13 protein-coding genes are annotated in these 19,222 nt (G+C 51.8%); 9 read left to right on the forward strand and 4 right to left on the reverse strand.

Annotated features, from left to right (window positions below):
- Nucleotides 1–23: 23 nt before the first annotated feature.
- Genes CVV44_21340 through CVV44_21350 form a run of 3 tightly spaced genes read right to left on the reverse strand, consistent with a single transcriptional unit; the run spans nucleotide 24 to nucleotide 1,927 of the window.
- Nucleotides 24–1,121 (reverse strand): (4Fe-4S)-binding protein, encoded by a 1,098-nt coding sequence (locus tag CVV44_21340; GenBank protein ID PKL35357.1) that lies wholly within the window; start codon nucleotides 1,119–1,121, stop codon nucleotides 24–26.
- A gap of 12 nt (nucleotides 1,122–1,133) precedes the next feature.
- On the reverse strand, nucleotides 1,134–1,724 hold the full coding sequence (locus CVV44_21345) for a TetR/AcrR family transcriptional regulator (GenBank protein ID PKL35358.1): 591 nt from the start codon (nucleotides 1,722–1,724) through the stop codon (nucleotides 1,134–1,136).
- On the reverse strand, nucleotides 1,724–1,927 hold the full coding sequence (locus tag CVV44_21350) for a hypothetical protein (GenBank protein PKL35359.1): 204 nt from the start codon (nucleotides 1,925–1,927) through the stop codon (nucleotides 1,724–1,726). Before CVV44_21350 ends, CVV44_21345 begins: the two co-directional genes overlap by 1 nt.
- A gap of 91 nt (nucleotides 1,928–2,018) precedes the next feature.
- Between CVV44_21350 and CVV44_21355 the strand changes: the two genes are divergently transcribed.
- Nucleotides 2,019–3,062 carry an acyltransferase gene (locus CVV44_21355; GenBank protein PKL35360.1) on the forward strand — a complete coding sequence of 348 codons (1,044 nt, stop codon included), beginning with the start codon at nucleotides 2,019–2,021 and terminating at the stop codon, nucleotides 3,060–3,062.
- A 131-nt stretch (nucleotides 3,063–3,193) separates the two neighbouring features.
- On the opposite strand, the gene CVV44_21360 is transcribed toward CVV44_21355, so the two are convergent.
- A complete protein-coding gene (locus CVV44_21360; GenBank protein ID PKL35361.1) occupies nucleotides 3,194–4,837 on the reverse strand; it encodes an NAD+ synthase in 1,644 nt (547 codons plus the stop codon).
- Between the two features lie 166 nt (nucleotides 4,838–5,003).
- Here CVV44_21360 and CVV44_21365 point away from each other — a divergent pair, with 166 nt between their 5' ends.
- The 8 genes from CVV44_21365 (at nucleotide 5,004) to CVV44_21400 (ending at nucleotide 19,202) form a co-directional block, all read left to right on the forward strand.
- Nucleotides 5,004–5,489 (forward strand): hypothetical protein, encoded by a 486-nt coding sequence (locus CVV44_21365; GenBank protein ID PKL35362.1) that lies wholly within the window; start codon nucleotides 5,004–5,006, stop codon nucleotides 5,487–5,489.
- A gap of 90 nt (nucleotides 5,490–5,579) precedes the next feature.
- On the forward strand, nucleotides 5,580–6,236 hold the full coding sequence (locus CVV44_21370; protein ID PKL35363.1) for a hypothetical protein: 657 nt from the start codon (nucleotides 5,580–5,582) through the stop codon (nucleotides 6,234–6,236).
- A gap of 20 nt (nucleotides 6,237–6,256) precedes the next feature.
- Entirely contained in the window at nucleotides 6,257–6,766 is a 510-nt protein-coding gene (locus CVV44_21375; protein PKL35364.1) for an RNA polymerase, read from the forward strand.
- Between the two features lie 6 nt (nucleotides 6,767–6,772).
- Nucleotides 6,773–7,111 (forward strand): hypothetical protein, encoded by a 339-nt coding sequence (locus tag CVV44_21380; GenBank protein PKL35365.1) that lies wholly within the window; start codon nucleotides 6,773–6,775, stop codon nucleotides 7,109–7,111.
- A gap of 134 nt (nucleotides 7,112–7,245) precedes the next feature.
- A complete protein-coding gene (locus tag CVV44_21385) occupies nucleotides 7,246–7,704 on the forward strand; it encodes a hypothetical protein (GenBank protein PKL35366.1) in 459 nt (152 codons plus the stop codon).
- Between the two features lie 54 nt (nucleotides 7,705–7,758).
- Nucleotides 7,759–8,016 carry a hypothetical protein gene (locus CVV44_21390; GenBank protein PKL35367.1) on the forward strand — a complete coding sequence of 86 codons (258 nt, stop codon included), beginning with the start codon at nucleotides 7,759–7,761 and terminating at the stop codon, nucleotides 8,014–8,016.
- Nucleotides 8,017–8,228: 212 nt separating this feature from the next.
- A complete protein-coding gene (locus tag CVV44_21395) occupies nucleotides 8,229–12,695 on the forward strand; it encodes a hypothetical protein (protein PKL35368.1) in 4,467 nt (1,488 codons plus the stop codon).
- A 63-nt stretch (nucleotides 12,696–12,758) separates the two neighbouring features.
- Nucleotides 12,759–19,202: a hypothetical protein gene (locus tag CVV44_21400; GenBank protein ID PKL35369.1), complete on the forward strand. Its 6,444-nt coding sequence runs from the start codon at nucleotides 12,759–12,761 to the stop codon at nucleotides 19,200–19,202.
- Nucleotides 19,203–19,222: the final 20 nt, after the last annotated feature.

Below are 19,222 nucleotides of genomic sequence, written 5' to 3' on the forward strand. Positions count from 1 at the left end.
AATAAATTTATATCGTGAATATTTTATTCGTTCCCGGAATATTTTTCCGGCCTGAAGTCTTTCAGTCGAACTTCCGGCATATGATATCGCTTAAACCAGCGGGTCCCCGTGGTGAAAGTGAAAAGTCTGTTTATAATGGGAACTTTCATCAGGTAATAGAGAATGAAGTATACGATGAAAATGCCGAATATTTTGAAGGGATAGTCCAGCAGAAAAAGCATGTATTTATTCTGCAGCAACAGGACTGCCGGTATCCGCGTGCCGATCCAGCCCGTCACATAGAGCGCCACGGGAATAGTTGTGACCAGGTAGAGCAGTACTGCCAGGCTATGTCCCGATTCCACGGCCTGGAGCGGACAATAGTTGATGCAGCGGCCGCAGCTTTCGCAGCTAAAGGTCCAGTAGGGCCGCCGCGATTTCATTGAACCCTTCATGATAATGGCGTTGTGCGGACAGTTTCCAGCGCATATGCCACAGGCATTGCATTTCTCCGAGGCGAAGAACATCTTGGCGATGTAGAAGCGTCCCAGTATAAGGTACAGAAACGATACGGGCAGAAGGGCCAGACCCCCGATGAATTCAAAGAGGTTGTCACCGGTAAAAATATGACGGCGGCCCGTCAGGATGTTGTCCATGAAATATCCGGTTTTAGCCCGGGCCTTTTCGAAGAAACGATTGTTGTGTGTATTGCTGAGGCCCGGAAATACGGCGGTCCAGTTCTGGGGCATGTCAATGCTGACAATGCCTTGTATCGCATATCCCTTCATGCGCATGATAAGGGCAATGAGAAAAGTTGTGGAGGCCGAAAGGCCCCGCAGGTAGAATCCCGGCCAGGAACCACCGCGCGTGGCCATGACCAGGGCCGCAGTATGGTTTCTCCGGGGGAGGCGCAGTGCGAAACGGATCATCGCCCAGGGGGCAGTGAACCCGTGCACGGGCATTACCATGGTCAGGAGGAAATCATTATTATCGGGTATCTCTCTTCCCGGTTCTGCTTCGCCTATGGGGCAGATTAATACATCGCTTCCCGTTTCATGCGCCTTTTCACCGGCCCACCGGGCTATCCGGAGACTGTTTCCTGTGCCGCTCCAGTAGTATATGGTCATATTTTTTATATTCATGGCTTCTATCCTTTATTTAATTTCAATATCACCAATATACGTCACAAGAAAATGTTCAACGGTCTTTTCCAGGGGAAAGGTGTGACCCATGACCAGGTAGGCCGTAATGCCGTCCAGAGCCGCCATGAGGGTCAGAGCCCTGGCAGCCGTGTCATGGTGTCGCAGGAGGCCCTTTTCGATTCCCTTTTTAAAAAGAGATTCATAGAACGCCATTACACCGGTACTGTAGTCTTCCATCTGTGGCCACATTCCCCGGCATGAAATTATTTTAGTCATCGTAAGGAAGGTGAAGGCCAGTTCCTTTTCGTGGGTTGACCAGTGGTGCAGGTATTCCCGGATATAGAGGGTCAGAGCCTCCACGGGATTGTCCACGGCCGCTGTCCTGTGAACCAGGTCGTGTACCGGCCGTGCAAATTCATCATTGGCGGCCATGAGTATCTCGTCCTTGCCGCTGAAGTGGTGATAGAGGCCGCCCTTGGAAAGGCCGGCCCGGGCTGCGATGGAGTTCATGGACGCGCCGTTGTATCCTTTTTCAAGAAATTCTTCCACGGCGGCCTGGATTATTTCCTTTATCCGCATGTTTCCCGGCTTTTTTTTCGTCATTATAGTTCCTGCATCCTGTGTTGCTCAGAGTAAATTGGCTGTATATAAAAACCGACCGACGGTATAAATGTACCAATACTATTGCCCTTGTCAAGACTATACAGGGAAAGAATAGAGAAAAATATCCTGCTCTTTTCTTTTTTTATTGAAATTATTTTTTTGCAACCCAATTTGGATATTACTGTCTTTTCTTTAGACAGCATATTTTCACACTGATAGCCCCCCTTTTTTTATAAAAAATCAGCATTCTCAATACATGCTGATGTGATGACAGATTACAGGAGAAATATTCCCATGAATCAGAAAAACAGTATCACCGAACCAGATAAGAGAGGATCTCTGAGCATCCTGTCGCAGATCAAGGGTTCAATAGCATTTTTGCTCCTCGTCGCCAATACACTTACCTGTTTTGGCCCTCTCATGGCCGCGACCTTTATGAAAGTCGTCATTCCCGTCAAGATATGGAGGGTGCTCTGGAGCTGGGTTATTGACGGCATCGCCACGTACTGGATATCGGTAAACAACACGGTTATTACGATAATGATGCCTGTTCAGTGGAACGTGCGCGGCCTGGAAAACCTTGAGGGAAAGAACTGGTACCTGGTGCTTTCCAATCACCAGACCTGGGTTGATATCGTGGTGCTCCAGAAAATATTTAACCACCAGATACCCTTTCTCAAGTTTTTCCTGAAAAAAGAACTCATCTGGGTTCCTGTTATGGGAATCTGCTGGTGGGCCCTTGATTTTCCCTTTATGAAACGCTACAGCGAATCTTTCGTCAAAAAGAACCCGCACCTGAAGGGCAAGGACCTGGAGATAACCAGGAAGGCCTGCCGGAAGTTCCGGGACAAGCCCGTCTCCGTCATGAATTTTGTCGAGGGAACGCGCTTTACGCCGGAGAAACATCTCCAAAACAAATCTCCCTTCAACCGTCTTCTCAGGCCCAAGGCCGGTGGCACGGCTTTTGTTCTGTCCGCCATGGGTGACCTCATCAACTATGTTGTCAATGTCACTATCACCTATCCTGAAGGAGCGAAGACCATGTGGGAATTCCTCTGCGGCGAGGTGAAGGTTATCGATGTTACCGTGGAAACGATTCCCGTCACCGAGGAACTGCGCGGCGACTATTCGGTAGACCCCACGTTCCGCGAAAGAATCCAGACCTGGCTCAACGGCCTCTGGGAAAACAAGGATCGCCTTATGGAGAGGGTCCTGGCCCATTACCGTGAATCGGGCGGGAAGGATAACCCGGCAGTCATGCTGGAGGACCTGCATAAAATCGGCGTGACCCGCGATAAGGCGGGCGCCATGCATTTTTCTAAAAACGCTGATTCATAATTAATGTATAAGTCTATTGACCGGGGAAGAATATCACGGCAGGATATTTCCTCCCCGGCAATCTGTCAGGCCTGCAAAAAGTCTCCGGCAATCACATATCCTGAATAAGCTTATCCGTTTCTTTTACCTTCTCAGGGAACAAATTTCTGTGCCAGGGGTATGCGCCGCCCTGTTCCAAAAGCTTTTGAGGTGATCTTCAGGCCCGTGGCCGCCTGCCGACGCTTGTATTCGTTGAGGTTCACGATGCGGAGGATCCAGCGCACCGTTTCGATGTCGAATCCCCGTGCGATGATCTCTTCGGCGGAGCGCAGCTCCTCAATATAAAGCTCCAGAATTTTATCCAGCACTTCGTAGGGGGGGAGGGAATCCTCATCCTTCTGGTTTTCCCGCAGTTCCGCCGATGGCGGTTTTTCAATGGTTTCCAGTGGAATTTTAATGCCGTCACGGTTCAGGTGGCGCGAGAGCCGGTAGACCAGGGTCTTGGGCAGATCGGAGATGACGGCAAGCCCGCCGTTCATGTCGCCGTAGAGCGTACAGTATCCCATGGCCAGCTCCGACTTGTTGCCCGTGGTAAGGAGCAGGCGTCCCGTCTTGTTGCTTACGGCCATTAGCAGGGTTCCGCGTATGCGGGCCTGGATATTTTCCTCGGTGATATCTTCGGGCAGGCCTTCAAAGAGGGGACCCAGGTCGCGGACAAACTGTTCATGGAGTTCCCGTATGGGGATGGTCTCGATGCGGACGCCCAGGTTCCGGGCCAGGCTCACGGAATCGTCGATGCTTCCCGCCGAGGAAAAGCGTGACGGCATGGTGATGCCAAGGATATTTTCCTTTCCCAGGGCCTCGACGGCCAGGGCGCAGGTCAGGGCCGAATCGATGCCTCCCGAAAGGCCTATGAGCACCTGCCTGAACCCGCACTTGTGCACATAGTCCCGGATTCCCAGCATCAGGGCGCGCCGGATATCTTCCAGCATGTCGTCGGGTACGGGCACCTCAATTTCCGATGTCGTGTCAACAACGGCCAGGGTTTCTTCAAATCCCGGGGCGTGTCCCGTCAGAACCCCCCTGTTGTTTATGGCCATGCTGTTGCCGTCGAATATGAGACTGTCATTGCCTCCAACCTGGTTTACGTATATAATTGAAACGTTATGCGATAGTGCTTCCTTTCTGAGCATGGCTATCCGCGCGTTATTTTTCTCCTTAACGAAGGGTGAGGCTGAAATGTTGATGATGATGTCCACATTTTTACCCGTGAGTATTTCCACGGGGTCTATGGGATATTTGACGTTTTCCATTATCCTGCCCTCGTCGCTGTCCAGGGCGTTCCAGATATCCTCGCATATGGTGATGCCCAGGCGCGTACCTTTCAGTTCCACGATATCGTGCCTTCGCGCCGGTGTGAAATAGCGCAGTTCGTCGAATACATCGTACTGGGGCAGGAGCGTTTTGTTGTGGCGGGAATGGACCGCTCCGCCCGTCATGAAGGCTGCCGAGTTGAAGAGCATGGGGGGATTTTCGATATCAACATCAACATAGCCGCAGATTATGGCAATGTCAGTGCTTAAGGTTGCGATATCCTCCAGCGACGCCAGGTTGTCCCGGATGAGTTTCGGGCTTTTTACCAGGTCCATGGGAGGATAACCCATGGTGGCCATTTCCGGGAATACCACGAGATCAGCCCCTTGCCGTATCGCCTCGTTTATGAAGGATTTTATCTTTTTATTGTTGCCGTCGATATCGGCTACAATGGGATTTATCTGCGCCATGGCGATTTTCATAATGGTGCTCCATCGGGAATCAATCTGCAGTATACATAATAAAACCCGCCCGCTGTAATCAAATATTTTTTATATCTCCCGTGTTTTTTCTATGATTGTCGCAAATCGGTGCCAGTTCCGTTTTGTTCGATTGTAGTATATAAAAACCGGCCTGTCTTCAGGAAAAATGGAACTAATCCCTGTAATCCGGGGGTTTACAGTAAAATCCGCCACATTTGTTATAATCCCGCTTACGGGGATTGATAAGGCTCATAAAAGGGATATTCATATGGAACACGAGAAAATTGAGATAATCCAGATAAATGACCGGCGTATCGCCATCGTCACCCTGCCTGGATTTACCGACGGCCATGTCTTCTGCAGGATCATCGATGATGTCCTGTCGGTCATTAACGGTTATAAATCAAACAGCCTTCTGCCCCTCATCAAAACAGGGGGATTTGTCATGAACGAGAAAATAGCCCTGAGAATGAAACACCTCTTTGAACACTGCATCCAGAGACAGCAGGACGGCGCCATAGTCATACACGAGGATTACAATTTCGATATTGCCTCTATTATCAGCAGGTCCTTTTCTTTGGATAAACGGCGCGGGTTTCAGGTCTTCAATGATACGGCTTCAGCCATGCAGTACCTTCTCTTCAACCGGTAGGCTTTACGGTATAGTTTTTTGCAATTCATGATAAAAAACAGCAGAAAAATGGAACCCCTGTGATACAATAGGGGTTAACACTATAATTGAATGAAGCATGTACCGGAGGCGGCCGTGAAAAGAAACTGTATATTGATAATTTTGGGCCTGGTGATACTGAACATAGCCGGGGCCATATATTTTATCGACAGGACCAGGGAAAGGTCGTTCCACATGATTCAGAGATTCATGGAGGAAAGGCTCATTGATCAGCAGATGATCAAGCGTATGGCCCTGGACCTGGACCTGGACCATCACCAGATCGATGCCATGATGGAGATAAGCCGCAGTTACGAAGAAAAGATGAAACCGTACCGGGATAAGCTGACACCCCTGCACAGGGATATGAATGCCGTGATGATGTCGGAAAAACCTTTTGATGAAAAGGCCCTGAGAGCCCTCATGGAGGAAATCGATAAACAGCGGCGTGAGATCAGGATTCTCACTTTGGAACAGCGCTTTGAACTGGAGAAGGTCATGACGGCGCAGCAAAGGAAAAAACATTATGAAAGACTGTATGATATGGGCAGGCACTTCAGGAAAGGATTCGGCATACCGGGATCGCCGCCTGATTCTGACGGTCCGCCCGATCATCCGGGACCGCCGCCTGATCCTGACGGCCCGCCAGATCATTCGGGACCGCCACATTATCCTGACGGCCCGCCCGATCATTCGGGACCGCCCCGTGAATTTGAAGGAAGAAGATAAAAAGGGTTGCGCCGATTTCCATGCCTGTAATGAATGAAAGAGAATTTTTCATCCTGGTGGAGGAGACCAAGTCCATAGTCCTGGCTGCGGTCAGGAAGTACCTGGCAAAACGGTACTGTCACGCCATTGACGATGTGGTGCAGGAGACTTATATCAGGGTATACCGGTTCATGGAAAACAACAGCTATGCCGATGAATCGGCGCGCAATAACTGGCTCTACACCGTAGCCAAGAACGAGGCTCTGCGCATGACGGAAAAGCTGAACCGCGAAGAGATGAAGATCCGGAAGATGCAGGTGCAGATAGCAGGTGAGGAGGTACGGAATAACGCCCCGGTGAATCACGACATCATGGATATGGAAGAACTGATATCGCGCATGCCGGGGAAATACCGTGAGGTTTTCGACCTGCTGCTCCAGGGATATACGGAAGCCGAGATCGCCCGCCGGCTGTCCACAAGGCCCGGGACCATCAAGTCGCGGATTCATCGCGGCAGGGAACTGTTGAACAGATCTTTTCATGGGAGGTGATGCATCATGAACAATGAAGAACATGAAAGGCGTTTTGACGAGGCATTGGATCTCCGGGAACGGAGCAGTCTCTGGAGCGCGAAAATCACGGGCCAGGTTTTCAAATCAGTCAGGCCCTCAAAGGGAGAACGGGCTGTTCGGATTTTCTCCTATGCCTTCAGCCTTGCATCGGCGGCCGCGCTGGTCCTGGCCATCATGCTGGGGGCCGGTAATGAAAAGGCATCACAAAATGACGTGTATGCCTACTTTCTGATGGGAAACCAGGGCCTCATCGACGCCTCGTCACCGGCTTTTTACGAGGGTGTCGACCTGTATATTGATTATGCCGCTTCCCTGAAACGGTGACTCCTCTGTCGCCGTTTTCACCGCATTAATATCTTCCATGTAAAAAAAGTGAAACCATCGGATCGATTCGCCGGGTCAATGCATATGTAAGCCGGACAACACGGCATATGCGATACTGATACGGATGCGATGGTATGAAGATAAAAACAAGTTTGTCATTAAGAGCCCTGGCGCTGATGTCCCTGATTTTTTCAAGTCTGTGCCTCTCCTGCATGCTCGAAGAGGATACGCCCTATACCCTGACGATCGACGGGTATAAAGCAAATTTTTACGGCTATTATTACGTCGATGGTGAATTGGTCCGCTCCTTTGAAGGAATTGAGGATTTCACCGATTCAGCCGGCAACACCCATTATTACTATGACCGGGATCTGGAGGAATTCGATTCCATCAAGGTGTATGCCTTTAAGTCCAATGAAAAGTGCACGCTGACCGCATCTATCTGGTCCGCTAACCTGGAAGTGGCCACGGAAACCAGCGGTGAGTATGAGTATGAAAGCTATGACGAAGACACGGACACCTATACTTATAAAATAGCTCTTGATCCGCTGTATTATGAAAGTGACGACGACAGCACCGATGGGGATGAGTGACCATACTGCCCAGCAGCAATTGTTTTAATTATCAATAACAAAAAGGAGAAAGATATGAAAAAGATGTACCTTATGCTTGCCGTTCTGGCGCTTGCCCTTCCGGCCCTCAACGGATTCAGTACTGAAAAGAAGCGTCCCTGTGACGATGATTTTCTGAAGTATTGCGCCGACGCCAGGGATGACCGTGAAGCCATGCGGGAATGTATCGATGAAAACCTGGATAATTTTTCCGAGGCATGCCAGGATGACCTGGAGAAGATGAAACAGAGAATGGAAGAGAGAAGAGAACGCAGAGAGATGAGGGAACGCTGATTTTAACATAGTATCTTCTATAAAGGATATATTATTCAGATCCCCGGCTTTCAACCCCCAAGGTAAGCCGGGGATTTTTTTTATCTTTTTTATCAAAATCACAAAAAATTTTTAAATTCCTGCCGGCCTCCTTCGTGTTATAGATGGGCGGCTAATCGACTGAATCCGCCCCTGCAAACTTATAACAATTTTAATGCAACAGGGAGGAGATTATGAAAAAAAATGTATGTATTCTGGCGGTATTTTTATCGGGCCTGTTTATGGCCTTTACGGCCTGCGGCGGCGAGGGGAGCAGGGGGACGCCCCTTCAGACTGAAGAAGTACAGGACGACGGTGACCTGGTTCTTGGTCCCGACACGGGTGTCGGTTCAGGAAACGGGGAGAATGCGGATCTGCACCCCCTTTTTAATGAAATTCCGGGATATGTCATATCCCGGTCAGCCATGGGAGCCGTTGATCCCGATCCCAGCGGATACACCATCTGTGATGATTATGACGGCGACGGTATTCCCAATGATGAGGAGATAGTGACAAATCCGGCCGTGGCCGATTATCCCCGAATCGTGGCGCGTATAGCTCCCGAAGTGGTTATGGAGATTAAGATCGACAGGACACAGACCGAGGAAAGTTATATCGAATTTTCAGAAAACGATGATTTCAGGGAAACCATCAGCGATAGCATGGAGGACCGGCATTATTCGCAGTTCAATCAGAAGACCACGCCCTATGTAGTCAAGGAGAGCAGCAGTGAAAGCGGAAATTATTCCGAGTCCTACGGTTATGACAACGAGGATGAATATAAGTTTAAGGCAAAAATGTCGGTCGATGTGGCGATCTTCGGCGGCGAGCAGGAAATTTCCGGAGAAGAAAAGACCAGGCGCAGTGAGAACTGGGCGATGGCTGAGGCTTTTTCCAGTTCAAACATGAGCGAAAAAACGGTTTTTGATAAGGTGGATTACTGGGATAATCTGGATCGCGGCGGCATCGCCTTTACCGATGACAAGGTCAGGGCCATGGCCCGTAATTTTCGCAACAACACGAAGCTGAAGGAAACTGGCGTCACGGGCCCCAACGCCGGGGTTGTCTCGGCCAGCCTGTACCTGAAAAATACTACGGTCAACATGCCTGTGAAGATTTCGAATGTCACCTGTTCCCTGTCGTTCAGAACTCCCGGCGGTGAGTATATAGGCGTGAGCACTTTCAAGCTGTTAAATGACGACTTCAGCGATTTTGAGCAGGAGATCTACGGCGACAGCGAGGCCGGTCCTTTTGTCATTGTAGTCAGAGACCTGGATACGGAAAAAGTCAAGAGGGCCCTGGCCAACGGCTATTCCCCGCAGATACACGTGGTGAATTATGACATGCACCGCGTTGAGGATTCCAATTATAATCCCGGTACGAACAATCTCAGGATAGTCGAGGAAACGGCAAAGGGCAGGACGGCCCAGATTAAAATAATCGGCAACGGCGTGCGGGAACTCTACCGCGTTTCCGCTTTTGATGTAGCAGGCGGCGGCGACAGCGGCAATGGTGAATTGTCGGCGGGCATCTCGCTTAAGAAGGCCCTTTTTAATATACTGAGAAAGCGAGCCGGAAACAGGGAAACCTGGAATGACGAGGTACTGACCGTGGACGATGACGGCTTACGCTGGAAGACGGGCAGTGAAAATCATGATTTCCGGACCGGGGTCAACGGCAATGCCTGGGAAATGTTTGAAACGACCGTGAAGACCAGCGTTGATTCCTACAATAATGAACGAAAGATCGAGGTCATAAAACGGATCGGTCAGCTGCAGCAGTATAATCCCTTCAATCCCGAGGACAACCCAGCCTTCAATCCCAATGAACTCCTGGGCGAATCGGAGATCAATAAAATGAAGTACTGGGTCATCCTTCACAATGGAAGATATTTCACCGGCGATATCAATGACCCTATCTGGGCCGGGGAGCGTTATGAAATAATATGCATGGATGTGGGAGACTTCAACCGGCATTTCAGGTCATTCACTTATACGCCCCTCCAGTCGGGAGAGCGGTTTGATATTAATACGCGGTGGAATGAACTTGCCAATGAAAAGGAATTTTCCCGTTCCCTGTACATGGGGAAACTCTTTTCCGGCGAAGTGGTGCATCTCGAGGTCGATCTTCTTGAGTCACGGTTTCTCTTTGGCAAGAATGCAGTTGTGAAGGGGGAAACAGTATCCGATGATATGATTTCCGTCGGGGATATTCCCTATCAGATCCAGGGGAACGATGAGGCCGAAACGGGAATACCCGGGGTTTTCACCCATGAGGCTAATGGAGGCAATAACAGTGTCAGGGTCAGGATAGTTCCGTCGAAATCAGCGGAAAAATACCGCATAACGATATCTGGCGTTCAGGGTGATACCTATAGGAGGGAGATAGATATCACCGCAGAGTCCCTGAATGACGAAAACGGCGAGGTTGTCATATGCAGCAGAACGGAAGATGTAAACGGCATTGCCTTGGGCCATATCGCCGGATCAGCCGGTATTGGCAGGACCTACCGTATCGATGCTACAGCCCTGGGTACATATATGGGATGTCCCGTTGAAACGCCCAGTTCAAGCAGCGGCGTTCTGGCTTTTGTTTTTGAAGCTGAAGGAACTCCGTCGCCCTTTTCCTTTTCGGCCATGGGCTCGGGAGAGTCCGTGTATGTCAGGAACGGGGAATCTTCCGGTGCCGAGTACTATCGCGTGGTCTGTGAGGGTCCGCTTAATTCCGGTCTTCAGTCCATGACGACGGTACAGGAGTTCACCGGTAAGGCGGGATTGAACATCATCAGGCCGCTTTTACCCGATGCAAATATCAAGGACCCCCTGCTGTACCGCGTTACCGTATATGCTCACAATAAAAACACGGGACAGGGAGGTGTGTGTGCCGGAAACAGGTACCAGTTCATCACGCTGGCGGGTGAACTGTACCGGGAGCAGAGAAAGAACCAGGGCCGGATGAGCGATGACTTTTTTCAGGCCGGTGCTGTTGATCTCGAGGTAAACTTCAACGACGGATCGGGCTGGTACCGACTGAGACTCGAGTACAATGATACGAAGAACACTGAACGGTTCATCGACTGCCGCTATTCCAGCAATGTGGAATATGATAAACAGAAATTCCATATTTATTTCAAGGCCCCCAACGGGAGCGATGGTGATCATTTTAATGTTTTCAGGGGCGGCCGCGACGAGGTTGATCTCTATATCAGGACGGCCCCCGATGCGAAATACCGAGATACCTTCTGGCCTTCTAATTCCGATAATGGTCCGGACTGCGACACCTGTCCCCTGTCTAACCCACCCGTCATGGTTAAGACAATGTCCGATGGGGCCAATTCCTTCGACCTGCTTTCCTTTTGGATAAACAATCCACATACAGACGCGACACGCATTGAGGAAACCCTGTCGGAAAAATCCGGAGAGGATTATTCTGGTCTTGATGAGGATGATTTTATGTTGAAGAGCGGTTCAATCGAGGATTATTTTTTCTCTCCCCTGGAGAAAAGAATCTATTCTCTGCGGGCCTCCCTTGAAAGCACGCTTCCCGGTCCGGGTGGTCAGCTCATTGCAGCCCCGGTATTTTCCATCAGCCGGGGGAATGAATCTGTCAGTGTCCTGAACATGGACTCGCCCATGGCCGATTATTACGAGATTTATTACCGTGCCTGGGAGCATGACGGGCACAACAGTGAAAATCCCGCCGGGAATGCTTTCTGGAAATGTTTTTACGCATCGGACCCTTCGCTGGACCGACAGATCATTGGTGATCTCGTTCCCAACCAGAAATATGTCGTGGCAGTCAGGGCCTGCAATGAACATATCGGACGGAGCGGATGGGCCTTTTCCGAACCGGTCATGCCCTTTTCACGGGACATCCCGCCGGCACCCCAGGGCCTTATCGTTCATACAAGGATGGAGAACGGCACATGGGTTCTTGATGTGGCAAATATTTATGTCCCGGGCCAGGTGAGTTACCAGGTGGGATATCGCCGTGCTTCCCAGCCCGTTGATTCATTGGTGATTACTGAACCGCTTATTGAAACGGAGTACGGCATCGCGGCCGGTCCTGTCAGCCTGGGGCCCCTGGTGCCCTGGGAGAGATACCTGGTACGGGCCCGGGCAGTACAGCTTTCCGGTGTGGCCGGCGACTGGTCACAGGACATTGCCGTGGATGTTCCCGGTGACGGGTCTTTTACCGTTGAGGCCCTGTGGACCGGCAAAACTGATAACGGCCGACGCGAGGTTTTCGATTTTTACAGCAGGTATGGTTATCAGTGCAACACGGGATGCTGCGACTACGAAAAGCGGTTTTATGATTATGTTCTTACGCTGGCCAACGTGACCGGGCCTGAAAATCTCGAGGAATACAGGGTCGAAGGCTCCATCGAATATGATGAGTCTACAAACCGCAGTGCCTTTCTCAACCCGGTGCGCCGTTCAGTGCCGGTCTCCGTGGACTGGACCGATGAGGATGAAATCGATATACTGGGTCCTGTTGAAAACAGGTTTGAGAAATACAATCTGGTGAGATTAAGTCAGATGTGCAGCGCAGGGTATCTGATTCAGAACACGCAGCTTCACCTTGTCGTGACCGGAAGAAACAGTTATGGCGAGGAGGTGAGCAGTGATACCTTGATTATTGATGTTCCCGATCCTGAGTGAAATATAAAATGGAGGGGGTTGCGGCCCCCTCTTTCTTTATTTATCCAGTAGGAAGGGAACAATATGAAGAGAATTATAATTCTAATTCTTATGTGTCTTGCTGTTTTTTCATCATGCAAGGAAAAATATAATGACGCATATAAACAGGATCTGAACGACACGGCTGAGATGCCTTCCGGCACCGACGCCATATCGAGCTCCACAAACCAGAGCGGCCGGGAAAATGAGACCGCGCCAAAACTCAACCCCCTGGCCGGGGCCGCCTATGTGCAGCCGCCGCAGATAAACAACTACGGAACGGTGAACCTGGGCTATACCATGGACACGCCGGGCGGACGTGCCGGTATGCAGCCGCAACTGGGGCTCTCCTATTCCTCGTCGGGGGGCGACGGCCTGGCGGGCATCGGCTGGAGCCTGGGAACGGGCCTGGGAGTCATCTCCCGGACCACAAGAAACGGTGAGCTCTATTACGATCACCGCGATGTGTTTACTTTTAACGGCAAACGGCTGGTAAAAGTTGAGGGCGATGATAATGACGAAAACGGTACCTATCGCCTGGAGATCGAGTCGGGCTTCTCGAAGTTTGTGCTAACAGAGGCTGAAAGCGGCGGTATCTGGCGCGTCTACGACAAGGCCGGTACTGTGACCATTTTCGGCGAGGACAGGGACAGCCGCATATACCGGCCCGACGATGAGTCCCGGACCTACATTTGGAACTTTACCCGGTCCATTGATCTCAACGGCAACTACATGTACGCCATTTATGATACATCGGATTATGACGATAAACACATTCTGTACCTCTCGGAGATCCGCTACACGGGAAATATCCGCGAGAACACGCCGGCCCGGCAGTGGGTGCGCTTTGAATATAAGGAGCGTGATGACGAGTATGTATCCAAGGCCCCGGGATTCATTATGGCTATGGACCGCATGCTGGACCGCGTCGTTGTGGGCTGGGACGCGCCGGGATTTCTCGGCGGCGGCGAGACGGACCTCTGGGAGTATGAACTGGTCTATGAAGAGTCGGAAGACTCGCACCGGCCATTGCTCATGACCGTGGAGTCGTCGCGGAATACCACGAAGCCCGCCTTTCACTACCAGGAGGCGCAGCATCTGTTCACCTGGCAGAAGGTGGCCAATCCCCGGTACAACGACACCGAGGAGAACCCCGACGCCACGAAGTTTTTTGAGGGGGACTTTAACGGCGACGGTATTTCCGACATGGTCTTTTTTAACCCGGAAACAGGTTACTGGCGCGCGGCCCAGGGACGGCGCGAGGGGGGATATACCTTCCCCGTGTACGGAAACCGCTTTCAGGGCTATGACTCGGATAAAAAGATACAGTTTTTCAAGGGAAATGTAACCGGCGACTATAACGGTGACGGCCGGAGCGATATCGCCTTTTATCTTCCCGAGACCCGGGAGTTCTGGGTGGCCGAACACAACGGCAGTGTTTTTACCTTCAGAAATTACGGGCGCCAGTCCATCACCAGTCTCGATATCTTCTCCTGCGAATGGTTCCCCGGTGACTACGACGGCAACGGGCTTTCCGACACGGTGCTCTTTAATGAGTCCACGGGCGAGTGGATTCTCATGCGTAACACAGGCGGCCGGTTTGAGTTCACAAAATTCTCGCAGCATTTCCGGAACCTCTTCCGCGATGATTACAGTCCCAATTCCAACCTGGACAGCACCTATACGGCCGATGATTCGGATTTTGGCAAGGACCGCGGCAAAGTATATTTCCTCAACGGTGACTATAACGGCGACGGCCGTACGGACATATCTCTGTATGACTCCCGGTCCGGCCAGTGGTGGGTCGGCGAGAATTACCGGAAAGCCGGCTCATCATCGGCGGTGCAGTTCGAGCTGAAGTGGAAGCTGTACAAGGTTTTTACCGCGCCGGAACAGGCCCTGTTCGGCCACGACCGGTTCAGCGGCGACTTCAACGGCGACGGACTCTCGGACTTTCTCCTCTTTGACAAGGAGACGGCCCAGTGGTGGATCGGCGAGACGGGCGACGGTACGATCCGTTTCCGGATCTTTTCCCGGGCGCCCCAGTTCCGCGACATCACGCGGTGGCTCCAGGGAGACTTCAACGGCGACGGCCGTACCGATATCGGCTTCTATTCCAAAACCGACAACAATTTCTGGATAGGCGAGGCCACGCCCGATGGTTTTCGGTACCGTATCTACAACAACCTGTCTTATGGCCCTGACCCCGACGAGGTGCTGGCAACGCCCCTGCCGAAAGACGAGGTGAAGATTGAGAAGGGTGAGGCGATCGTGGCCGGTGTCAGTGACCCGACACGCCTGGTGACCTATGATTATGATCATAATATCTACGAGGGACGCGGAGAAAAGGTCTTTGTGGGCCACTTTACGGGCAGCGCTGCGCCGGAGATGCTCATCTACCGGATGAATTATTCCGACGACTTGAATATCGGCTGGCGGAAGAAATCGGTGTCGGATGGGGAAAGTGCGGAGTCCGTTAACATAGAAAGCAATTCCATGGAAATTGACCCGACTCATGATTCAGTCCATATCCTCAATGAAGGCAGTACCTACCGGTATATGCCGACTAAAGACGGGATTCTTTACCATACGGTATCTTCGGGAACTCATTACTTTAATGTCATCGGCAATGACGGTGCATGGAATGATAGCATCAGGCTGGGAGCCTTTTCCTCCACGGAGATATCGAACTTTTCCATTGATCAGTCACTGTATTTCATCGATTATTTCGAAAATTCAGGCCTAAAATCACTCTTTGTGCTGGGCAATGAATCCGACAATGATCCTGTTTTTTATAATGTGGAAGGGACAACGGTAACCAATTATGAGATCGTTTATAACGGTTCGACCCTGTCCCAGGAACAGTTCAGGACATTGCTGCGGGATTACGGCAATTATAAAAACAACCTGGCCTTTGTGTCCGGAACATTTACCGGAAATGTGACTGAAATTCTGTTTGTTGATATGCGTGAAAGTACCCACCGATGGTTCCTGGGTGCAATTGATACTACATATAAACGCGTTACATTTACCGATATCATGCAGAGCAGTTCCATCCTTTTCGCCAAACAGGGGTATAGCGGCATATTCCGTATAGTAAGCGATGAGTATAACAATCATGCCCTCGTTACCGTAACTCAGAGCAGTTCCGGGTTTCAGTTTCACCGGTTTGTTATTACTACCGGCAATGTCACACGCAATTCATCATCGGTCTATTCCAGCGTGACCTTCACCGGTTCCTTTGATCATAACGGCTATCCCATTGTGAAGACTTCTACCGGATATAGCACAATAAATCCCTGGACCTGGGAAATGAAGCTGATCAATTTCACGAACAACACGGGATTCGAAGCTGCCGAGATCAAACGGCCCGAGCTCATGACCCATATATCGACCTACAACTGGATCCAGGGCGACTACAACGGCGACGGCAAGACCGATATCGGCATCTTCCGGCTGAAGGACCGCACCTGGTACTTTGCCCTGACGCAGGGCACGGTGCCCGACATGGTGGACCGCGTGGACAACGGCATCGGTGGCCGATATTACTTCGACTATATCAATTCCTCGACCCTGGATAACACGGGCAGCGACGATATTCCCGATCTTCCCATGAACTACAAGGTGTGTTCGAAACTCACCATGGAAGACGGGCAGGGGAACCGCGTCGTGACCCGGTACGGGTATGCCGACGGGTACGCCTTCTCGGCCTATATCAATGGGTACAAGGAGACCGATTACTTCGGGTTCAATACCTTTACGGTCACCGACGCCCTGGGCGGGAAGAATACCAGCACGTATTATAACGTACCCTACAGTGACTTCCGCATGAACCGCGCCCTGGCCGGGGCCGTGAAGGAGAACTGGTTCATCGGCTATGACCAGAAGGAGTATTCCAGGACGAAGTATGAGTATACATTGCATGAGATAAGCCCCCTAAATCCCCCGGGGGGGGACTTGAAGAGCTTTCTGGTGGAACCGGTGAAGGTGGAGAAGTATATAAAAGGAATACTTACCGAAACGCGGCGGTCGAATATTGTGCTGACCGATGGGGAGTACGCCATGGAGAGCAAGACCGAGAGCGTTACGGACCACTACAGCGACGGTGTCCATGAACCGGAAGCGGTGTCATCGTACAGCGAATTTGAAAATATCGACGAGACAAACGAGATGCGTCTCACCACGAAGATTGATTTTCTCGACTCTGATCACGAGGTGACAAGCTCATACCGGTACGACAGCCGGGGAAACCTGGAGCGCGAGGTGAAGTCCTACACAGGCGGAACCTTGCAGAAACCCGACGATATCATTATGGCCTATGAGTATGACAGCTACGGCAACCGCATAAAAGAGCAGAACCGCAGCGGTTCGCCCTGGCGTGAAACCGTGATCGAATACGACGAGGCCCTGAAGCAGTATGTGACGGCCCGGACAGCCAGGAGCGCCCAGCGCGACCTTACCACGGCGTATCACATCAACTACTCCTCGGCCTTCGGCGGGATCAGCGCCGTGGTTGACCCCAATGGCAATGCCACGCTCTTTGAGTACGACGATTACGGCCGCCTGGCCCGTCAGCGCGCCAATACCGACAGCGGCGTGCGCACTCTGAACGAATATTCATACAGTACAACCTTCCCGCTGCGGGGCAGTTTTACGCGTTTTACCGGTACGGCTGACCCGGCCGTGGAAATGGCGGCCTATGTGGACGGCATGGGCCGCACGATCCATACCGTGCAGGGTTATACCGACGCCGACAGCGGCGACGCGCACTACACCAAAACGGGCCGCCTTGTCTACGATGCCCTGGGCAGACTTGTCCGCAAGAGCCAGACTTCGTGGGCCGCGGCTGCTGAGATGACAAAATTTGCGGCGAACACGCGGGATAAATATCCCACCATAACCGACTACGACGCCTCGGGCCGCACGAAGAAAGTGACCCTGCCGGCGGACCCCGGCGATGAGGGCCGCGAGACATCCATCACCTTCACCTTCAACGATCCCTGGGAGACCGTGGAGACCCACAGCGTGGGCCGCAGCAAGCGCACGGTGAAGAACGCCCGGGGCCAGGTGCTTTATGTAGAAGATTTCGGCATGGGCGACGACGGAACAGAGTCGCGCGCCAGGATGGGCTTCGCCTATGACCTGGCGGGGAACCGGGTGAAGAAGATGGATCTCCCTTCTGGCCCCCTAAATCCCCCAGAGGGGGACTTAATGAGTATTGCGATAGACAATTCTCTCTTCAGTCCAGGTGAGAAGGATACTTCCGGCAGCAACATTGCCCAGTGGCAGTACGACGGTTTCGGCAGGGTGATATCGAGCTCGGACCCTGACCTGGGTTATACGGGCTTTACCTACACGGCCTACGGCGAAACCGCCGCGGTTACGGACGCCCGGGGATGGGTCACGACCATGGCCTACGACGGGTTCGGACGCCTCACGGAGAAGCGCGTGCCCGACTTTGAAAACCCGGCACAGAAGAAGGTGGTCCGATACCTCTACGACGAAATGCAGGGCTGCGAGAACGCCCTGGGTCGCCTCGTGGCCATTGACGACCCGGCGCAGCGCAAGGAATTCTCCTACGACCGCATGGGCCGCGTGAAAAAAGAGGTGCGCGAGATATATCGTTCGGACCTCACCCCCGGCCCCTCTCCCGCGGGGAGAGGGGAGGTTTTTGTGACGCGCTTTGAGCACGACCTCCTGAACCGGAACAAGCGCATATCGTACCCCCGCGACCCGAAGAGTAACCGCAGCATGACGGCCCTGTACACCTACAGCGCCTTCGGCGCCACGAGCCTGAAAGTTGACAACGGTTCCGATATAAAAGAAATCATTTCAAACATCGAATACAACGAGTTTGGCCAGATGACCGAAGTGACGCGGGGCAATAGTACCGTCACGAAATATACTTATGACGTTCGGGGACGCCTTGATAAACTGAATACGTCCGCAGGTGAGAGTTATGAATCCCGTAGTATTCAGAACGTGGAATATACATTCCGCGTAGATAACAGCATAAAGGCCGTGTCCAACAACACTGATATCGACACGGGCGTCGCAAACAACAGCGCCATAGAATACAGCTACACCTACGACGGCCTGAACCGCCTGAAGACCGCCAGCGGATCATATGTGAAGGACAGCCCCCTAACCCCCGGAGGGGGAATGCTGGAGGATCGTACATTCAGTCAAAGCTACACCTATGCCGCCAACGGCAACCTCATGAGCAAAACTATACACGACTCCGAAGGCCTGTACGGCTCAGACAGTACCACAAGCGACACCTGGAACTACGACTACGCCAACCACGCCGCCACCTCAATCGACACCACAGCTCATGGATATGAAAGATTCACCATGGAATACGACGCTTCCGGGAACATGATCCATCAGCACGACGCGCAGAAGAGCAAGTCCAAAACCATGGATTACGACGCCTCGAACCGCATCCGCAAAGTCACGGACGAAGAAAAGTCTCGCGCCGCACCGTAGCAGGAGAAGACCGGCAGATA

The sequence above is a fragment of the Spirochaetae bacterium HGW-Spirochaetae-1 genome (assembly GCA_002839375.1).
Lineage (GTDB): Bacteria > Spirochaetota > UBA4802 > UBA4802 > UBA5550 > PGXY01.

Coding starts and splice junctions, on each gene's coding strand:
- CVV44_21340 (PKL35357.1), bottom strand. CDS start 1,121: ATGAATATAAAAAATATGACCATATACTACTGGAGCGGCACAGGAAAC.
- CVV44_21345 (PKL35358.1), bottom strand. CDS start 1,724: ATGACGAAAAAAAAGCCGGGAAACATGCGGATAAAGGAAATAATCCAG.
- CVV44_21350 (PKL35359.1), bottom strand. CDS start 1,927: ATGCTGTCTAAAGAAAAGACAGTAATATCCAAATTGGGTTGCAAAAAA.
- CVV44_21355 (PKL35360.1), top strand. CDS start 2,019: ATGAATCAGAAAAACAGTATCACCGAACCAGATAAGAGAGGATCTCTG.
- CVV44_21360 (PKL35361.1), bottom strand. CDS start 4,837: ATGAAAATCGCCATGGCGCAGATAAATCCCATTGTAGCCGATATCGAC.
- CVV44_21365 (PKL35362.1), top strand. CDS start 5,004: ATGGAACTAATCCCTGTAATCCGGGGGTTTACAGTAAAATCCGCCACA.
- CVV44_21370 (PKL35363.1), top strand. CDS start 5,580: ATGAAGCATGTACCGGAGGCGGCCGTGAAAAGAAACTGTATATTGATA.
- CVV44_21375 (PKL35364.1), top strand. CDS start 6,257: ATGCCTGTAATGAATGAAAGAGAATTTTTCATCCTGGTGGAGGAGACC.
- CVV44_21380 (PKL35365.1), top strand. CDS start 6,773: ATGAACAATGAAGAACATGAAAGGCGTTTTGACGAGGCATTGGATCTC.
- CVV44_21385 (PKL35366.1), top strand. CDS start 7,246: ATGAAGATAAAAACAAGTTTGTCATTAAGAGCCCTGGCGCTGATGTCC.
- CVV44_21390 (PKL35367.1), top strand. CDS start 7,759: ATGAAAAAGATGTACCTTATGCTTGCCGTTCTGGCGCTTGCCCTTCCG.
- CVV44_21395 (PKL35368.1), top strand. CDS start 8,229: ATGAAAAAAAATGTATGTATTCTGGCGGTATTTTTATCGGGCCTGTTT.
- CVV44_21400 (PKL35369.1), top strand. CDS start 12,759: ATGAAGAGAATTATAATTCTAATTCTTATGTGTCTTGCTGTTTTTTCA.